Source organism: Paenibacillus lautus NBRC 15380 (assembly GCF_004000945.1).
GTDB lineage: Bacteria > Bacillota > Bacilli > Paenibacillales > Paenibacillaceae > Paenibacillus_AQ > Paenibacillus_AQ lautus.
Genome location: NZ_BIMF01000002.1, coordinates 345315 through 362576, shown reverse-complemented (window position 1 = coordinate 362576; position 17262 = coordinate 345315). Strand labels below are relative to the sequence as shown.

Genomic DNA, 17262 nt, shown 5'->3' with positions numbered 1-17262 from the left:
TCCAATGCTTCCTTTCAGGGGAGTGTTTATCCAGTACGACGCTTGCGGTTATAAGCCTGCACGTTGTAGTTCGATATCAACAATATATGCAGGCGCAGGCGTTAGGTGATGGTGATGGTGATTCTTGATGCTTAAGTGAAGTTATATGATGTGCAAACCATCATGCTACGCAGCGAAGTTTTTTTGCGAGGAGGGAAGAGATGGAACCATTACGTTCAATGATAGGCAAACGTGTTGAGTTGGAGCTTTCGGGCTGCAAGACGCTGCTTCATGGAGAATTCATTGATATGGGAAGCGACGTTCTGGTGTTATATTCCAATTCAAAATATATATATACTCCAATCCATCATTTGCAGCATTTACGTTTATATGATGAATGGGAAAACCCTGCGAAGGATAGCGGTCCTGATTCTAAGATCGACCTCACCAATATTTCATATCGCAAAATGCTGATGAATTCCAGGGGCGTTTTTACGGAAATTTACTTGGGAGGCTCACATTCATTGCATGGTTATGTGACGGGCATTATGAACGATTTCTTTGTGTATCACTCGCCGATGCATCAGGCGGTGTATATTCCGGTTAACCACGTCAAATATCTGATACCGTATCCGCCCAACATGACCCCTTACAGTCTCAGCCAAGAACATTTTCCAGTACAGCCTTCCGGTGTTGCGCTGTCCCGCACCTTGGATCAACAATTAAAAAAGCTCGAGGGCCAGCTCGTCATATTCGATCTCGGCGAACATCCCCACAAAAAAGGATTGCTGAAATCCGTCAATGATAAAATCATTCAATTGGTTCTCGCAGGCGGAGACGACATTTACCTGCATATGGATCACGTTAAATCCATCCATCTGCCCTAAAGCTGATACTCTAAACTTTTAGAAAGTTGCAGACTTCCCACTGACAGTTCATCTGGCGGTGGGGTTGCTATTTAGCAGGCTCTCAGAAATGTCATATGAGTCGGTACTCATATTAATGAAGTCGTTATTTATCAATGAAGCTCTCCTTAAGAGGGGGCAGCGTATCTTCTCATGCGATCGAGCAGTTGTCCATCCGTGCACGGGTTCTCGCCGCTCACAAAATCTTTCATATAGTAGGACAGATAGTCACCGTATCGACTTTCGGTCTGAAGGAGTAATTCATCCACGAAATAAACCCCATTTGCAATTTCGTCTTTAAGGAGCGTGCATAGTGCGCCGTATAGGCCGCAGGCAACCTGAAAATAGGTGGCGTTGATATGATATTGAGGGAAAATGTCGTCGCTGCTCAAAACATTATACATATACCGCTCTTTGTCCGGATATACAAGCAGGACCCCCACTAAATCTTCTCCTCCGACCTCACCATTCACTGGATCAAGCACCTGCTGATCCCATTCCCATATTTCGTCGATATCCTCAAGCTGGGAACGGATTAAACGAATGGTATGGTCGCTTACGCGGTAGATAAAACCTGTCTCCATATCGAAGAGTTTGCCGAGGGTCAATACTTCCTCATGAGGCATTAATGATCCATAGAATTGTTTATTTCCCAACGTGACCTTGAATTCAAGCTCGTATACCGGAAGATGCATCGTGAACGGAAACCGATGCTTCATGAACATTGGATAATTGAGAATGGCTTCATCGAGAAAACATTCTGGCGACCAAGTGGAGTAAATCGTGCGCTCTTTAACAAGAGCAGGGTCTTTGTATAGTGAAGTGTCATGTTCAACGATATAACAGGCCAGCGGTTTCTCGCCAGGTGTTTCGTTCATTAACTTGATGGCCATCCACTGGACGACGCCCGGATTCATGCCGGTGCCGATGATGGCGGCAGATCGTGTGGCTTGATTTCGGCCTTCCTGGAAAGTTCGGTACCTTTCCAAGAGCGTATATCCTGCAAGACTCTCATTCTCATCCACTTTCGGATTTTCAAGCGCGGTATTCATATAGTGTACGCCGGTTTCTTGGCAGCATGTAAGCATATCGACCGTATCCGCCCATGATACATCGATCACATGCGTGGTGCCAGTCGAGCGCAAATGCTGGCGAAACTGTTCCAAATGGTTCAAATCGAATTGGTGCAGTGTCGCATGCTTGAGCAAATTCGGCATGAATGTTCGACAATGTGCCGCTTCTTCCTGCTTCAGGTCGATCAGATGAATCTTGCTGTGCGTCATAAAGATATGAATGGGGTCATGGATATCGCCAAGGCTTTTCTCTAAAAGCGAGAGGATTGCTTTAGCCACTCCGCCGGAACTGCCAAGTATGCTGATAACGATGGGGGGCTGCTTCATATTCTACCAACTCCTTTCTAGTAACACATTATTCATAGAGTTGTGGAAAGGTCTGTACGAACACACACGGAATGCAGATATTCGTTCGAAATCATGATATGTACATAGTCAGCGGAACGAATTGGACGTAAAAGAGAGAGCAATGAATGATGTGCGTATTCTCCATCTTTCTTAAAGAACGATGAACGGCGCGCCACATCATTTTCAATGCTCTCCTCGAGTTGTCGCATCAGTATAGCCATTGAACCCAAAAGGCCAGAACCACCAGGGTAAATAAAAGGGTAGGAGGGATGGTCAATATCGTGACCTTGATATAATCCTTCCATTTGATTTTGACATGATGCTGTTTTAAAATATGAATCCATATTAAGGAAGCGAGTGTACCCATCGGGAGAAGCAGTGCTCCTATATCACTGCCGATTACACTGGCCAGGTAAGCAATCTTGAGAGTTAGCGGATCAAGGTTCATATTGGTTAACGTGATGGTGCCTACCATCAGGGCGGGGTGATTATTAAAGAGGATCGATAATAAAGAGAGAAGGCCACCCATCAACAAGCTGGCGTTTAGTAGATCTGTTGCAACGATAGGTTCGAAGAATTGGATTAACAGTTCCGTTAAACCGATATTATGAAGTCCATAGATGAGCACATACATTGCGAAGGCAAAAACAAGAATATGCCATGGTGTTTTTTTCAATAAATCGTTTGGGGGGATTTTTAGAACGGCCCATCTCCAGGACAATAGAATGGTTGAGCCCAGGATGGCTACAATTTCGATAGGTATTCCTAAATAGGAGGCGACGAATAAAGCGATTCGAACAGTAAAAACAAACAGGAGAACATTACGCATCAACGTATTGCGTTTGTGAACATCTGCTGGAGAATTCAGAGGACTGCTTAGAGGATGTTTACCTTCGGCTAAGTGCTTTTTCACATGAAGCCTACGCGGCAGCTGACGTTTAAAGCAGAGGAATAACAGAAATACGAGCAGTAAAAGCCCGAGGGTCGCCGGAACGAACATCATCATGGTATGCATGTAAAGATCCATGTCCACAATTTCTAAAGCAATTAAATTTACGATATTGCTGACGCCTATAGGTGCACTCGATGCAGTGGCTATGAGTGCGCCTGAGAGTAGATAAGGGATTTTTTCATGGTTTTTGAGTCCGAGTTGCTTGAGCAGAATTAGGAGGATCGGCGTCGTAATGAGTATGCTTCCGTCGTTGTTAAAGAATAGCGTCATTAGAAAACATAATAAATTGACATACCAGAACAACCGAATTCCCGACCCCCTTGCTCTGGCAGCCAAGCCCTCGGCAGCCCAATTGAAAAATCCGAAACTCTCAAGTATGACGGCCATGACAATGGTGGCTATGATCGTAATGGCAGCACTGCTTATGGTTGATCCGATCATTAGGAGGTCCGTCAACGATACGCTCCCGCTTAGTACAACGATTGCGGCACCAACGGAAGCCGGTATGGCTTCATTTAATCCATTCGGACGCCATATAATTAGAACCATGGCGATTATAAAGGCTGCAATGGTTAGTGTGATCACTGCTGGACTGAGCATGGAGTGTCTCACTCCCTTCTATCATTGATTGATTGCAATGGTTACTTATCCTTATTGTCGGGAATCACGACACTAATAAAAGCAACTTGCTCTCTTGCTGCCTCATCCTTAATAGATTCAATTGGAATCTGTGTAGGAGGCGTTAGTAGAGAGTAAAGTCCCCATCCTGCCAACAAAATAACAATGAGCACGATCACGAATATCACTCCTCGCCGTCACTTATTCATTTTTTGTAAAGATACCTACCATTCATAATTAGTAGATAGATATACTCTATTTATATGTATCGAGGACTGGCATTGCTCTAATGGATTTGCCTTGATCATACGATATTCCGCGATTGTAGGGTCGTGCATGCGGTAGTTTGCCGGAACGGCATTGTGATATTCTTTATTTCTTAAAATGGAGAGGAAGAACTAGATTCGATAATAGGTAGTTCCTGGCATCATTTTATTCGGCATTTTCTTTATATTCGGCATTAGCGAAGTATAGGGTATAACAGCGGGTCAAGTTATATCGCGCGCATAAGACGGGAGTCTGCGGGAACATATAGAATAACCCCGCTGCTCGAATAGAGCAGCGGGGTTATCTTCACCTCAACTTACGGTTTCACGGTTTAGCATTCTTCCAATAAGTATAAGCATGCACCACGCTACCGGTAAAGGAAGGTGAATCCTTCAATAAATCAGGCAGCTTGGCAAGCTCTTCCTCCATGTAACCTGCTCCTTCTTCATAGAAGGAAATATGATCGCCTTCATGGCTGGCTTTAATCTCCACGGAAATCTTGATCGGCTTGCCCAGCTCATCGGCAAATGCAATCTCTTCCTTAGCGACCCCGACGATCCCGTTCGATCCTTCCGCTGCATCCCGGAAGGCCATGAGAGAAACATGGTCCATGCGGTTGATCATCCACTTGCTGAGCGATATATCTTGGCCGGTAACTTTATATTTGTCCAGCCACACGGCCATATCCATGCTTGCTTCCAGGTTGGAATCTTTCTTCAATTCTGTAACAAAGACATCCAGATTCGCGGTCCATTCGGAAATAACCTGCTGCGAATTTTCTCTCCATGCAGGCAGCACATAAGGTTCAATGTCCAGATGAATGCCGTGAAAACGCTCATTGCCTTCCACTGCGCGGTTGTAGTTCTTCACGTAATTGACCAATCGCAGCATTCTGGGCCGGTTCTCCTCAAGTGCCCATATCGGATGGCCACCCATGGCATGAACCTCGATTCCGGCTGCAGCCGCTTGTTTAACAAACGATGAGTACGAACTGTACGGCTGCTCCAGGTCCAGCCTTACATACAGCCAGTTTAAGTTTTTCTCCTTCGCAAAATCAAGTATTTCCTGACTGTTTTGAATCACTTCATGGGCTTCCCATATATAGCTGCCTCTTACGATAGGGTCCCGTGTAACCGGATCCGCATCGGGCACGCGACCGCCTTCTCCCGGTTCAGGATTCGGATCGGGGACCGGTGATGGGGAAGTAGGTTCCTTATCGTCTGGCGGTACGCTCTCATCATCAGACATGTTTTGCCAGTTGCGAATATCGTGGATAGCGATTCCGGCAAAGGATGCATATGAACTGAGCGCACTGGACAGATGCTCCAATTTCTCGTTCATTCTTTCCTTACCATGCCCATAAAAGCTGGTGTGAGACTCGCCCGGCATTTCCTTCGTATTAACCCCAATAAGAATCTGCTTACCAAGCCTGTTGGCAAGCTCAAGCTCATCTCGCGTCAGGTCCAGAATCCCATGCTCGGATTCTACTTCGTTCCGGTAGGCCATCACCGTAACATGGTCAAATGTACCGATCAGCCATTCATTCAGACTGGTTCCAGTACCCAAGGTGTATGGATCAAACCAGAAGGGGATGTCGATTCCGAGCTCCAGGTCGTTCCCGGATACTTGATTCAGGAATACCTTAAGATTTTGTTCCCAGGTGCTGATGATCTTGTCCTTCTCATCCTCCCATTGGGGAAGCACGTACGGCTCTATATCAAGATGGATTCCGTCAAATCTGGCACCAGCCGAAACCTTGCCGTTATAGTTCATCACCCAATCAGCGAGTCCGAGCATATCCTCCCGATGTTCGGTGAGGGCCCATCTTGGATCTCCTCCTAAAGCATGCACCGCGATTTGATTCTCATGCGCACGCTGTATAAATGCCTCGTAAATTTCGGACGGCAGTTGACGATCAATCTGTAAGAAGATTAGATTAATTCCCTCTTCTCTGGAAAAACGAAGCAGTTCTTCGCCGCTATCCTGAATCAGATTCGTCTGCCAGATCCAAGTTGCTTTTTTTGTAGCATTTTCTCCATAAGCCGGGGTATGAAGCCCCACCAGAAGCATGACAGCCAAGAGGCCGGCAAGCATCGGGTAACTTTTTACTTTCATGTTTTTCCTCCGTTTCTCTACGAGAACTCCACGTATTCTCTATTTAGTAAACGGGGTTATTATAGCATTGATACCTCAAAAAAAGATGAGCCCTTGTTCTCACGGGACAGGGAGCAAGGAGTACATCGAACGAATGATCGGTTTAAAAGGAACTACTCTATATTTGGAAATATTTAACTAAATAAACTAAATTATATGGATTCTAACAAGATTAAGGCTAACTACTTAGGAAGAAAGTTGTGTTTTTGACTTCGATATGGCCTAGTGTCACTGTTTTAATAAAAAACTTCATTAAATTTATGGGTTATGGAGGAGATTTGAAAGCTTACATCATAGCGACTAGTAATTTAAGGGAGAGGAGCGGCTCGTCAGATTTGGATCGTGAGACTCCGCATATGGAAACGTTTTTGTCAGGTTGAAATCGTAAATGAGATCGTATATTGCTTGGAATTCAAGCCCATGCTAGGACTAAAAAGATAAGGTGGGCGCACATGATTAATTTGGAATCGAGATTGGAGAATATCGAAGACCGTTTTGTGAACATTGATACCTATCTATGTAAACATGATTTTACGTTAGCCGGCAATTGGGATTACAAGCATGGCTATCTGGACCGGCGGTTGGACCAGGAGCGGATGGTGTGGCTTCGGATCCCTTTTCTGGTCACCAAAGGCAGCTTGGATGGCGAATGCGGCGGTTGTCATGCTACGATAAAGCTTGGCCGTCCATTCGTGTTCAGACATATATACAATACGGGAACCGACAAGCATGCGGTACCTCGTTTAATGGGAGCACTCTTTGATCAATTCCAGGCTCCGATCGACCCGGACGCATCGGTGGATGATATGTGGATTGAACAAGCAAGAAAAGTCTTGGACGAAGTGGAGACAGGGTACTTGCACTAACACTCGGCGCTATTCGAGGAGATCAAGTTTTCTTGATCTCTTTTTCATATTTACGACATAACAAGCAAGGAGCTCTGACGTTTGCTGCCGCCAAAGGGCTCCTTTTTGTATGGGCAGAAAAGAAATATGGCAATTAAAGAATATCCTTTGAAAACTTTAGTACTTTTGTAAAAGCGGGCTCAAATGATCAAGCATCCTGATATAGTAGGATAGACTGGCTTCAATATGCTGCCAACATGGAATGATTAAATAAATGAAGAAGGTGATACCACCCATGAACAAAAAAACATTATTTAATGATGGATGGACATTTGCAAAGAGCAGTCTTGACCTTACGGATTCGGCGAATCTCAAATTCAAACCCGTGGATATTCCCCATGATTGGCTTATTTATAATACGGAGAATTTATATGAAAACAGCATAGGCTGGTATCGGAAGCTATGGTCGTGGAATAACGAAGGCAGTCAGGTTCTGCTGTGTTTTGACGGCGTGTATATGGATTCTTCGGTCTATGTCAATGGTCATTACGTGGGTGAATGGAAGTATGGTTATTCCTCCTTTGAACACGAAATAACGGATGTCCTGGTAGAAGGGGAGAATGTCATCGTTGTGAAGGTTGTGCATCAAAGTCCGAACAGCCGTTGGTATTCGGGTGCGGGCATCTATCGTAATGTGTGGTTAAAGACAAGGGGAGCGAGCCATATCGCAACGGACGGCATTTACATATCGACAAAATATCAGGAAAACGGATGGTTGGTCGAAGTCGACACGGAAGTGAACATCGTAAATGATGTGCTTATCAGCCACACGATCATGAAGGATGGTCAGAGGATCGCAGAGGTGTCAGATCGCGTCAACGCGATCCGCACTGGCAGCATAACGAATACGCAAACTTTAGCCGTAGAGCGTCCATTGCTCTGGAGCCCGGATGAGCCTCAATTGTATCAGTTGGTTACCGAAATGAAGGTGACTGGAACAGATCGACCGGCAGACTCGCACGATGAAATGGTAGAATCGGTATCGCACAACGTGGGATTCCGCCACATTCAGCTTGATCCCAATCAGGGCTTCCTCTTGAACGGCAGTAAACTGAAATTGAACGGCGTATGCGAGCATCATGATCTCGGAGCCTTGGGAGCAGCCTTCAACAAAACCGCCTTAGCCAGAAGATTGGCCATTTTGAAAGATATGGGAGCTAACGCGGTCCGCACCGCTCATAATATGCCTGCAAAGGAATTGATGGATCTTGCGGATGAGATGGGGCTGCTGATCGTATCGGAAGCCTTTGATATGTGGGAACGACCGAAAACCTCTTATGATTATGCAAGGTTCTTCCCGGATTGGGTTCGGCGCGATGTGAAGAGCTGGGTCAAGCGGGACCGGAACCATCCGTCCCTCATGATGTGGAGTATCGGTAATGAAATATATGATACCCATGCGGATGAGAGGGGGCAGGATATAACAAGAATGCTGATGGCAGAGGTTAAGCGATACGATCCCAAGCAAAATGCAAACATTACCATCGGGTCCAATTATATGCCTTGGGAGAACGCCCAACAATGTGCCGACATTGTAAAGGTGGCAGGTTATAACTATGCCGAGAAATATTACGAGAAGCATCACCGGGAACATCCGGATTGGATAATCTATGGCAGCGAGACCGCGTCGGTCGTACAAAGCAGAGGCATCTATCATTTCCCGTTTGAAAAATCCATTCTGGCCGATGATGACGAGCAGTGTTCCTCCCTTGGAAACAGCTCGACAAGTTGGGGGGCCAAATCGGCGGAGGCGTGCATACTGGCTGAGCGGGATATGCCTTTCTCGCTGGGGCAGTTTATATGGACCGGATTCGATTATATTGGAGAGCCTACGCCGTATCATACCAAAAACTCTTATTTCGGACAGGTGGATACGGCCACCTTTAAGAAGGATTCTTATTATATCTATCAAGCGGCCTGGACGGATTACCAAGCGAAACCTATGGTGCATCTGCTGCCATATTGGGATTTCAACGATGGTCAATTGATCGATATTCGCATTTGTTCCAATGCGCCCAGCGTCGAACTGCAGCTTAATGGGGAAACCATGGGTAAACATGATATTGACCATGCACACGGAAGAGAGCTGGTGGGTTGGTGGAAGATTCCTTACGTGAAAGGCGAATTGAAAGCGATCGCTTATGACGAAGCAGGCCGTATCGTGGCTACGGATATACGATCCTCTTTTGGTGATGCCAAGCGAATTGTTTTGCGCCCGGATAAAGAAGAATTAACTGCCGACGGAACAGACCTTATCTTTGTTGAAATCGCGATGGAAGATGAGGACGGCCATGCCGTCGAGAACGCGAATAACCGGGTGGAGGTCCATGTCTCGGGTGCCGGGCGATTGCTTGGACTCGATAATGGGGACAGCACGGATTATGATCCGTACAAAGGCCGGAGCAGAAGATTGTTCAGTGGTAAACTGATGGCGATCATTGGAGCAACATTGGAGCCTGGCCAAATCCGAATCGAAGTGTCTTCGATTGGTTTGGAGAGCCGAGTTCTACATTTGACATCCGTCCCTGCACGGGATGAAGTGAGGAAGGGCATATCGGCAAGCATGAATAACGAAGAGGGGCCGTGCCTGACGGGGAGTATGCTGGAGCTTCCGCTTCGCAAGATTGAACTGATCAGCGAAGGAGGTCAAACCTTTCATCCGTCCAATCGGCAAATGGTGGTGCGTGCCATTTTACATCCGCCAAAAACCTCATATCAAGAGGTCGAATGGGCTGTCGTGAATGATGCCGGCATCGAATCCAATATCGCCAGTGTGGAAGCCGATGGTCATGAAGCCATCGTGACTGCTCTTGGCGACGGTGAGTTTCGTTTGAGGTGTACGAGTCGGAACGGGACGGATAAAACCAAGCTCATCTCTCAGCTTGAATTTCAAGTCGACGGTTTGGGTGCAGCGTACAAAGACCCATACGCCTTCATTTCTGCAGGACTGTATGACTACAGTCAAGGTGAGGTTGGAAACGGGAACGAAAGAGGCGTAGCTACGAGCAGAGACGGCGAGACGCAAGTCGGGTTTCGGGACATCGATTTTGGTCCCCATGGTTCCGATACGATAACCATTCCGATATTTGCACTATCAAGCGAAGCGTACTCGCTGCAAATCTGGGAAGGCATGCCCGGTGAGGAGGGCAGCTCTTTGCTGGCCGATTGTATGTATCAGAAAGAGTCCAAGTGGAACGTGTATCAGGAAGAAACCTACCGGTTGTCCAAGAAGCTGCGCGGCATCACGTCAATATGCTTTGTCCTTCGTCAGAAGGTGCATATCAAAGGGTTTTATTTTCAAGCGGGGAATCGAGCGTTCGAGCAGAATTTTGCTGCAGATAGCGATCGGATCTATGGAGATACTTTTAAGATTATGGATGACAAGGTTGTTGAAGGTATAGGAAATAATGTTTCCCTTGAGTTTGACTCTATGGATTTTTCAGAAGCAGGTACATCGAAACTGGCGGTATACGGCCGTTCAGCCATAGATAAGAACACGATTCATATCCGGTTTGCCCATTCGGAAGGGGAAAGCAATCAGCTTGTTGAATTTACGCAGTCTGATGGATACGAAGAGCGAGTATTCGATCTGAAGCATGTGACCGGCAAACAGAAGGTTACGTTCATCTTCCTGCCGGGAAGCCAGTTTGATTTTGGCTGGTTCCGGTTTGTACGATCAGGTTCATAATACACGGGTTATCGAGGCTGCTGATCCAATCGGCAGCCTATTTTTGTTTTGATTGAAGGGAAGAGTACATCTGAACGGATCGATAGGCATTTAATTAACCCTGCGGTATAATTAAATGGTCGACATACCTAGATGGAAGGGAACGTGATGGAAATGAGGCCAAACCATAGACCGAAGAGCAAGAGGTGGCGCAGGTTCTGCATATGGACCCTATGCATTTTAGTCATGGTGATTGTAGCGGCTGGGGTCATACTGGACTCACTCACCTATGAACCGCTGAATGAAGCGCAAGCGGTGTTTCAACATGATACCAAAATAACCATTGAACAACTTAAAGACGGTTATCGTTTCGAGCCCGTGGGCAGGGAGGTTATCCAGCCTGACATTATATTTTATCCGGGTGGTTTGGTGGAGCCCGAAAGTTATGCGCCTTTTGCCAAGAGAATGGCTGAGAAGGGGCACCGTGTGTATATTGCATCCATGCCCTTGAATCTCGCCGTGTTCGGACAGAATAAGGCGGATGCGTTTATATCGGAGCATCCCGGCAACCGTTATGTCATTGGTGGGCATTCCTTAGGCGGGGTTTTTGCTGCCAGATATGCATCTGAACATGCGGATGTTATTGACGGTGTATATTTTATGGCATCATATGCAGATGATGGAGGCAAGCTAAACGGATTGAAAATGTCCGCGCTTCAGATGACCGGTACGCAGGATGGTGTTCTTGATCGAACAAAATGGGAAGCTGCAAGAGAGAATCTGCCGGACGATACGACATACGTGGATATTGCGGGCGGCAATCACGGACAATTCGGTTCTTACGGTTTCCAGAAGGGAGACAATGAAGCGTCCTTAACCCCAGAAGAGCAGTTGATCGAAGTGACGGAGGCTATGGACATCTGGATACAGGCTATTGATTCGTTTCAACGCTGAAACTGAAATGTAACCCGATTGAAACTTCTACGTATATAGGTTATAAACATGGGTACATGTTAAACACTTAAAGAAGTTGAGGGATTCCATCATATGAATGTGGCGTATACAGATTATGCCGATACGGGATATCGGCGGGCTGAGCAGAAGGCAGCTCAGTATTTTGCATCACTTTATGTACAGGTCAAGGAAAAGAGTTATGTGCCGATCCTGACAGAAGACATTCTAATGTGGAAAAGGAAGCATATTCATCGTCCTTCATGGCTGTCTTTTTTATCACCGAGTAAGAAGAAACCGGATACCCGGGATTATCATAGATATATCGGATGGCTTCATTATACCGGTGGATTGGATGATTACTTGGATCGAAGCATTTCCTATATTTATATGAGAGATCTGGGTATGGCTCTGCACTCGCCTGACACGAAGGCCAGAATTCGGCGGGTTGTTGCCGATACCAAAAAACTTCTGCTTCGCTCCACCAGTACGAACGGAGGGGACACGCCGGATTATATGAGTTTGGCCGGGCTGTACCGGTGGGCCCAGAAGGAAGGGATAGAAAATGCCGTGATTTGGGTCATAAACAAACTGAAGCATGTGGCGACCCATATTCCGGAGGAGATGGATGCGGAGCAAGCCCAACGCAAATTGATCAAAATTATTGTTGGCGTTGTCCTGCATGTCATTGAAGATATGGGGGCTGAGACTCCACCAGTAGAGCGTTCGGCTCGCCTTGATGATGCCATCCGATTGGGTTATTCTTACGGGTTGACCTATCCTTTTATAGACGATCTGCTCGATTCAGGCGTCTTGAACGCTCAAGAGAAGGAACAGTACTCCCAGATGATACGTCAGGCACTAATCACTGGAACGGTACCAGAGCTTGGTCAGTGGAGCGGTAAGAACATGGATCTCGTTCATTTCGTTCATACGGAGCTTCGAGAGGCATTTGAGTATATTCAGGGGCATCAACGCCCGGAAACGCAGCATGCTTTTTTCGAGCAGTCTAATGTGTTTTTTCAATCTCAGCATATTGACCGCATTAAGGATCTCGCATATCCCAATTACAGCAATGAGGAATTATATCTGCCGATCATTCTGAAATCATCGTCCTCCCGATTGATCGTCCGTTCCGTCATCAGCGCATCGGCCGACGAAGGCTTTGAGGACCGGACATTCTTCTACGGTATCTACAACCAGCTGGCCGATGATTTTGCCGATATGTTTCAGGATATGGAGGACGGGGCGGTAACACCGTACACGTACTATTTAAAATATCGCGGTCAGCGTACGGATCTTATCAATCCTTTTGAACTGTACTGGGCGGTTATCTCTCATCTGATTCATGACGTGTATCATTCGGACGCCAAGACGCGAGAGGTGATGCTGGACCGGGCCATTAATGGCCTGAAGCGTTGCAAAGCACGTGTCGGGGCAGATAAATATAATGAAATCATGGGTGTTTTTGCATCCGGAATCCCGGAGTTTAATCGGCTTATCCAGCAAATGGTTCGCAAAGCCGATCAGGTGGATTTCTTCGATAAATTGCTGCGGGACCAGATGATTACGGTGCTCCGAAACGAGCGGAAGGAAAAGGATTTTTTTATCGATACCTTCAAAACCGTTCGGAATGAGATCAACAACAGCTTGCAAATCGCGAAGTCCCCTGGCATTCCACCAATGAAAGAGTCGCTCATTGACGCCGCCAATTATACGCTCGAAGGGGATGGCAAGCGTCTAAGACCCATCTTGACTTGGGTCATGGGCGTGAACGAATACGGACTGCAAGCTTCCGCCATCGTGCCGCTGCTGAGATCGCTTGAATACATGCACACCGCTTCCTTGATTTTTGATGATTTGCCGTCCCAGGATAACGCCTCTACGCGTAGAGGACGACCGACGTTGCATCGGGTTCATGATAGCGCGACGGCGGAAATCACCGGCCTGTTCCTGATTCAGAAGGCCATCGAGGAACAATCGTCCCTAGAAGGGTTTGATCCGAAAACAGTACTGAACCTGATTCAATATTCGTCCCAGCGAGCGGGTGATATGTGTGCGGGCCAGGCGATGGATTTGAATTCAAAAGGGAAGGCATTGTCCTTGGAGGAGTTGAATACGGTCTGTTATTACAAGACGGGCATTGCGTTCGAGGCATCTCTTGTTATGCCTGCCATCCTTGCTCAGGTGAAGGAGACCGAAATTGCGACACTGAAGAAATTCGCTTACCATGCGGGCATTGCCTTTCAGATCCAGGATGATTTGCTTGATGTGCAGGGGGATTTGGCGCAGCTCGGGAAACCCGGCGGGCAGGATGCGGAGAACAACACATCGACCTTTGTGAGCATTTTGGGTCAGGAAGGCGCCAGTCGGGAAATGTGGGAGCATTATTGCCTCGCCATGGAGGCGCTGCAGGAGATGCCGCGCAATACGGCGTTTCTCAAGCATTTATTAAATTACATGGTAAATCGAGACCGTTAAATTGCTTCTACTATATTGTTGAATGTAGAGAAAATATCCCGGGAGGAAGTGTTGGCGTAAAGGCCAGCACTTTTTTTGGTTCCGGCATTCGTTAAGGCCATGCGTGTTGCAAGGATGGTTTGTGAAAGCAGCAATCCAGAAGAAATACAGCGTATTCCCAAAAGATATAATCTGTTTAACCTTAATTGGAAAGGATTGGAGTGGAAATTATGAAAACTACCATGTCAAAAGACGGCACCAGCTTGGCTTACGATGTCTATGGCAGCGGGCCTGCGCTTGTCTATATTACAGGGGCTACATGCTTTCGTTCCTTTGAGCCTGTATTGCACGATGCGCAAGTATTTGCTCAGGCATTCACCGTTTACAATTATGACCGAAGAGGGCGCGGTGACAGTGGCAACACATTGCCGTACTCAATGGAGCGAGAAATCGAAGATATTGAAGCCATCATTGAGGCAGCGGGTGGCTCCGCATGCCTTTACGGGCATTCCTCCGGAGCGATCCTTGCTCTTGAAGCCGCCATGCGGCTGGGAGACAAAGTAAACAAGGCGGTCCTGTATGACCCGGCTTATGCACACGATGAGGCAGATCAATTGGAATTCAAAGGGTTGATTCTAGGATTAAACCAGCTGCTTGAAAGCGGGAAGTATGACGAAGCAATTAGTCTATTTTTGGAGGGAATCGGTATCCCTAAGGAAGTGATTGCCGGAATGCAGCATTCGCCTCAGTGGGCTATCATGACCGCACTCGCGCCTACGCTTGCCTATGATACGCTTTTAGCCAGTGACCTGCCACCGCTTGAAAGAGCATCCCGTCTGACTACACCGATCCGTATTATTGTTGGCGAACAAAGTCCCGTATCCATGCTGGAGGTTGGAAAGCAGTTAAGCCGAGCGATTCCAAACGCCAAAAACACGATATTAGAGGGCCAAGACCATATGCCGAATCCGGAATTGCTGCGGCCATTACTCACAAGCTTTCTTCAAAAGTAGTTTGAATGGAGGAGCAAAAAGGCATTCCACCCGGAATGTCTTTTTGCTATGGAATCAACGAAACTGGGAAGCAAGCCATTAAGGATCATTCGACAAATGAACTGTAATCGAAGTGAAGAAGGGTTAGCAGGCCGGATTGGCGACTTATTTCCTAAAATGACGCATTCCCGTCCGTTCGCCTCGATTCTACTGGGCCGTTAAAATCAGCGGTCCGTCCGGCGTGATTGCGATCGTATGCTCATATTGCGCCGACAGCTTGCCGTCGGCCGTTCTCGCCGTCCACTGATCGTCGTCAATCGTGATACGGAACGTACCTTCGTTAATCATCGGTTCAATCGTAAACACCATGCCTTCCTTTAACCGAATGCCTTTGCCGGCAACGCCGACATGCTCGTAGTTTGGCTCCTCGTGCAGGCTCCGCCCGATCCCGTGCGCAAGCAGATCGCGTACGACCGAGAACCCGTTCGCTTCCGCATGCTGTTGAATCGCCGACGTTATGTCGCCGAGCCGGCCTCCGGGGTTTGCCCGGGCGATCCCCAGATCCAAGCATTCCTTTGCCACCTTCATTATTTTCTGCGCCTCCGGCCGGATATTGCCCACCGCATAGCACCAGCACGAATCGCCGAACCATCCGCCGTATTCCACGACGATGTCGAGCTTCAGCAAGTCGCCGTCCATCAGCGCCCGGTTCGAAGGAATGCCGTGGGCCACCACATCGTTGACCGATGTGCAGGTTTCGGCGGGGAAACCGTTGTACCCTTTCGTAAACTGCTTGCCGCCCAGCTTGGTGATGTGTCTGGCAACAAAGTCATTGATTTCCCGGGTGGTGATCCCTGGCTCGATCAGTTTGGTCACCTCGCGGTAGCAGTCCGCAACAATTTGGCTGGCCGGCTTCATCTCTTCGATTTCTCTAGGTGATTTTAAAATGATCATCTTTGTTTATTCGCTCCATTCTATAATTTTAAAAACCGGGCGATATCCCTGGTCTCCTCGTGCAGCTTTCCGCGGCGGAGCGAAAGCGAGGCGCAGCCGACCAAGGCGGCCAGCAGCATTTCCGCTCGCAGTAGCAGCGGCGGCTCCGCCGCGTTTCCGCCGGAAGCGGCAGCCCCGTCCGCCGCACGCTCGGTTTCCAGCAGCGCGGCAAGCGGCGCGAGCACCTCCCGGCGAAAGGCGGCCGAGAGCGGGACCGAGCGCGCTTCAGGCAGCGAGGCAAAGCCCTCACCGGCCAGTTTAAACAGCAGGTACAGGGCGTGGTCCTCTGCCCAAAGCTGCAGCAGCCGGACACCGGCGGCAGCGACGGGGCCAAGCTCAGCTGCAGCGGCCGTTTCGCGGCTTCCCCTTCGGGAATCCGCGGCAGCCGAGTTCCCGATGTCCGCCGCAGCAGCTAAGCCGAAATGCCCGCCCGCCTGCGCCTCCCCCGAAGCCGAAGCGTGCATGACCTCCAGTGGGGCTTCCAGCCATTCCCCGGCCCGCTCCAACGCGTCCCATAGCAGATCGTGGAGCATATCGCCCTTATTGCTGTAATAATGGTATACCGTGCCATAGCCCAGTCCCGCCTGCGCGGCTACATCGCGGATTTCCAGTAATGGCCCTTTATTCAAAAACACATCGGCAGCGGATTTCCGGATTTGCGCCAGACGCTGCAGCCGGATCTCTTCGTTTTGTTCCTTCGTGCGTGGAGTCATCTCGTCCGTTCACCTCTTTTAGTTTTGACCTACTCTTATGTCAATATAAAACATCGGCTTGTGAATAACAAGAGGTAGCTGGAGGATTTCCGGCTCAGCCTAGAAATCGGTGCTTAACCAACGGGCTAGCTCGAACTTGCGATCGGTTTGGAAACTTGCTACGCTAACGGTTGTCATAGCAACACTTCTCATTTTTTTGATAAAAAAGTACAGTTCTTGCGGCAAGGAATTTGGTATGATGACCTCATGACCAATCCACATAGATAGGGGGCAAAAGGATTTGAA

12 protein-coding genes are annotated in these 17262 nt (G+C 47.9%); 6 read left to right on the top strand and 6 right to left on the bottom strand.

The window, feature by feature from the left end; genetic code table 11:
* Window positions 1-200 precede the first annotated feature (200 nt).
* Entirely contained in the window at window positions 201-866 is a 666-nt protein-coding gene (locus tag PLA01S_RS04995; RefSeq protein WP_127590395.1) for a YwrJ family protein, read from the top strand.
* 146 nt (window positions 867-1012) lie between these two features.
* On the opposite strand, the gene PLA01S_RS04990 is transcribed toward PLA01S_RS04995, so the two are convergent.
* The 4 genes from PLA01S_RS04990 to PLA01S_RS04980 form a co-directional block, all read right to left on the bottom strand.
* Window positions 1013-2284, bottom strand: coding sequence for a saccharopine dehydrogenase NADP-binding domain-containing protein (locus PLA01S_RS04990; protein WP_127590393.1), 1272 nt, complete (start codon window positions 2282-2284; stop codon window positions 1013-1015).
* A 229-nt stretch (window positions 2285-2513) separates the two neighbouring features.
* Window positions 2514-3857 (bottom strand): ArsB/NhaD family transporter, encoded by a 1344-nt coding sequence (locus PLA01S_RS04985; protein WP_127590391.1) that lies wholly within the window; start codon window positions 3855-3857, stop codon window positions 2514-2516.
* Between the two features lie 41 nt (window positions 3858-3898).
* Window positions 3899-4054, bottom strand: a complete 156-nt coding sequence (locus PLA01S_RS31860) for a hypothetical protein (protein ID WP_164817312.1) — start codon at window positions 4052-4054, stop codon at window positions 3899-3901.
* Window positions 4055-4466: 412 nt separating this feature from the next.
* Entirely contained in the window at window positions 4467-6257 is a 1791-nt protein-coding gene (locus PLA01S_RS04980; protein ID WP_127590389.1) for a hypothetical protein, read from the bottom strand.
* A gap of 491 nt (window positions 6258-6748) precedes the next feature.
* Here PLA01S_RS04980 and PLA01S_RS04975 point away from each other — a divergent pair, with 491 nt between their 5' ends.
* The 5 genes from PLA01S_RS04975 (at window position 6749) to PLA01S_RS04955 (ending at window position 15292) form a co-directional block, all read left to right on the top strand.
* Window positions 6749-7162 carry a YugN-like family protein gene (locus tag PLA01S_RS04975; RefSeq protein WP_100536768.1) on the top strand — a complete coding sequence of 138 codons (414 nt, stop codon included), beginning with the start codon at window positions 6749-6751 and terminating at the stop codon, window positions 7160-7162.
* Window positions 7163-7436: 274 nt separating this feature from the next.
* Window positions 7437-10889: a glycoside hydrolase family 2 TIM barrel-domain containing protein gene (locus PLA01S_RS04970; RefSeq protein ID WP_127590387.1), complete on the top strand. Its 3453-nt coding sequence runs from the start codon at window positions 7437-7439 to the stop codon at window positions 10887-10889.
* A 225-nt stretch (window positions 10890-11114) separates the two neighbouring features.
* A complete protein-coding gene (locus PLA01S_RS04965; RefSeq protein WP_246059332.1) occupies window positions 11115-11822 on the top strand; it encodes an alpha/beta hydrolase in 708 nt (235 codons plus the stop codon).
* A gap of 93 nt (window positions 11823-11915) precedes the next feature.
* The gene (locus tag PLA01S_RS04960) at window positions 11916-14300 is read left to right on the top strand and encodes a polyprenyl synthetase family protein (RefSeq protein WP_127590385.1); all 2385 of its coding nucleotides are present in this window, start codon (window positions 11916-11918) and stop codon (window positions 14298-14300) included.
* Between the two features lie 209 nt (window positions 14301-14509).
* Window positions 14510-15292: an alpha/beta fold hydrolase gene (locus PLA01S_RS04955; protein ID WP_127590383.1), complete on the top strand. Its 783-nt coding sequence runs from the start codon at window positions 14510-14512 to the stop codon at window positions 15290-15292.
* 186 nt (window positions 15293-15478) lie between these two features.
* Here PLA01S_RS04955 and map read toward each other — a convergent pair whose 3' ends face one another.
* Complete coding sequence (map, locus tag PLA01S_RS04950; protein WP_127590381.1) at window positions 15479-16225, bottom strand: type I methionyl aminopeptidase; 747 nt, start codon at window positions 16223-16225, stop codon at window positions 15479-15481.
* 20 nt (window positions 16226-16245) lie between these two features.
* On the bottom strand, window positions 16246-16977 hold the full coding sequence (locus PLA01S_RS04945; RefSeq protein ID WP_127590379.1) for a TetR/AcrR family transcriptional regulator: 732 nt from the start codon (window positions 16975-16977) through the stop codon (window positions 16246-16248).
* Window positions 16978-17262 lie beyond the last annotated feature (285 nt).

Coding starts and splice junctions, on each gene's coding strand:
- PLA01S_RS04970 (WP_127590387.1), top strand. CDS start 7,437: ATGAACAAAAAAACATTATTTAATGATGGATGGACATTTGCAAAGAGC.
- PLA01S_RS04975 (WP_100536768.1), top strand. CDS start 6,749: ATGATTAATTTGGAATCGAGATTGGAGAATATCGAAGACCGTTTTGTG.
- PLA01S_RS04945 (WP_127590379.1), bottom strand. CDS start 16,977: ATGACTCCACGCACGAAGGAACAAAACGAAGAGATCCGGCTGCAGCGT.
- PLA01S_RS04990 (WP_127590393.1), bottom strand. CDS start 2,284: ATGAAGCAGCCCCCCATCGTTATCAGCATACTTGGCAGTTCCGGCGGA.
- PLA01S_RS04980 (WP_127590389.1), bottom strand. CDS start 6,257: ATGAAAGTAAAAAGTTACCCGATGCTTGCCGGCCTCTTGGCTGTCATG.
- PLA01S_RS04995 (WP_127590395.1), top strand. CDS start 201: ATGGAACCATTACGTTCAATGATAGGCAAACGTGTTGAGTTGGAGCTT.
- map (WP_127590381.1), bottom strand. CDS start 16,225: ATGATCATTTTAAAATCACCTAGAGAAATCGAAGAGATGAAGCCGGCC.
- PLA01S_RS04965 (WP_246059332.1), top strand. CDS start 11,115: ATGGTGATTGTAGCGGCTGGGGTCATACTGGACTCACTCACCTATGAA.
- PLA01S_RS04985 (WP_127590391.1), bottom strand. CDS start 3,857: ATGCTCAGTCCAGCAGTGATCACACTAACCATTGCAGCCTTTATAATC.
- PLA01S_RS04955 (WP_127590383.1), top strand. CDS start 14,510: ATGAAAACTACCATGTCAAAAGACGGCACCAGCTTGGCTTACGATGTC.
- PLA01S_RS04960 (WP_127590385.1), top strand. CDS start 11,916: ATGAATGTGGCGTATACAGATTATGCCGATACGGGATATCGGCGGGCT.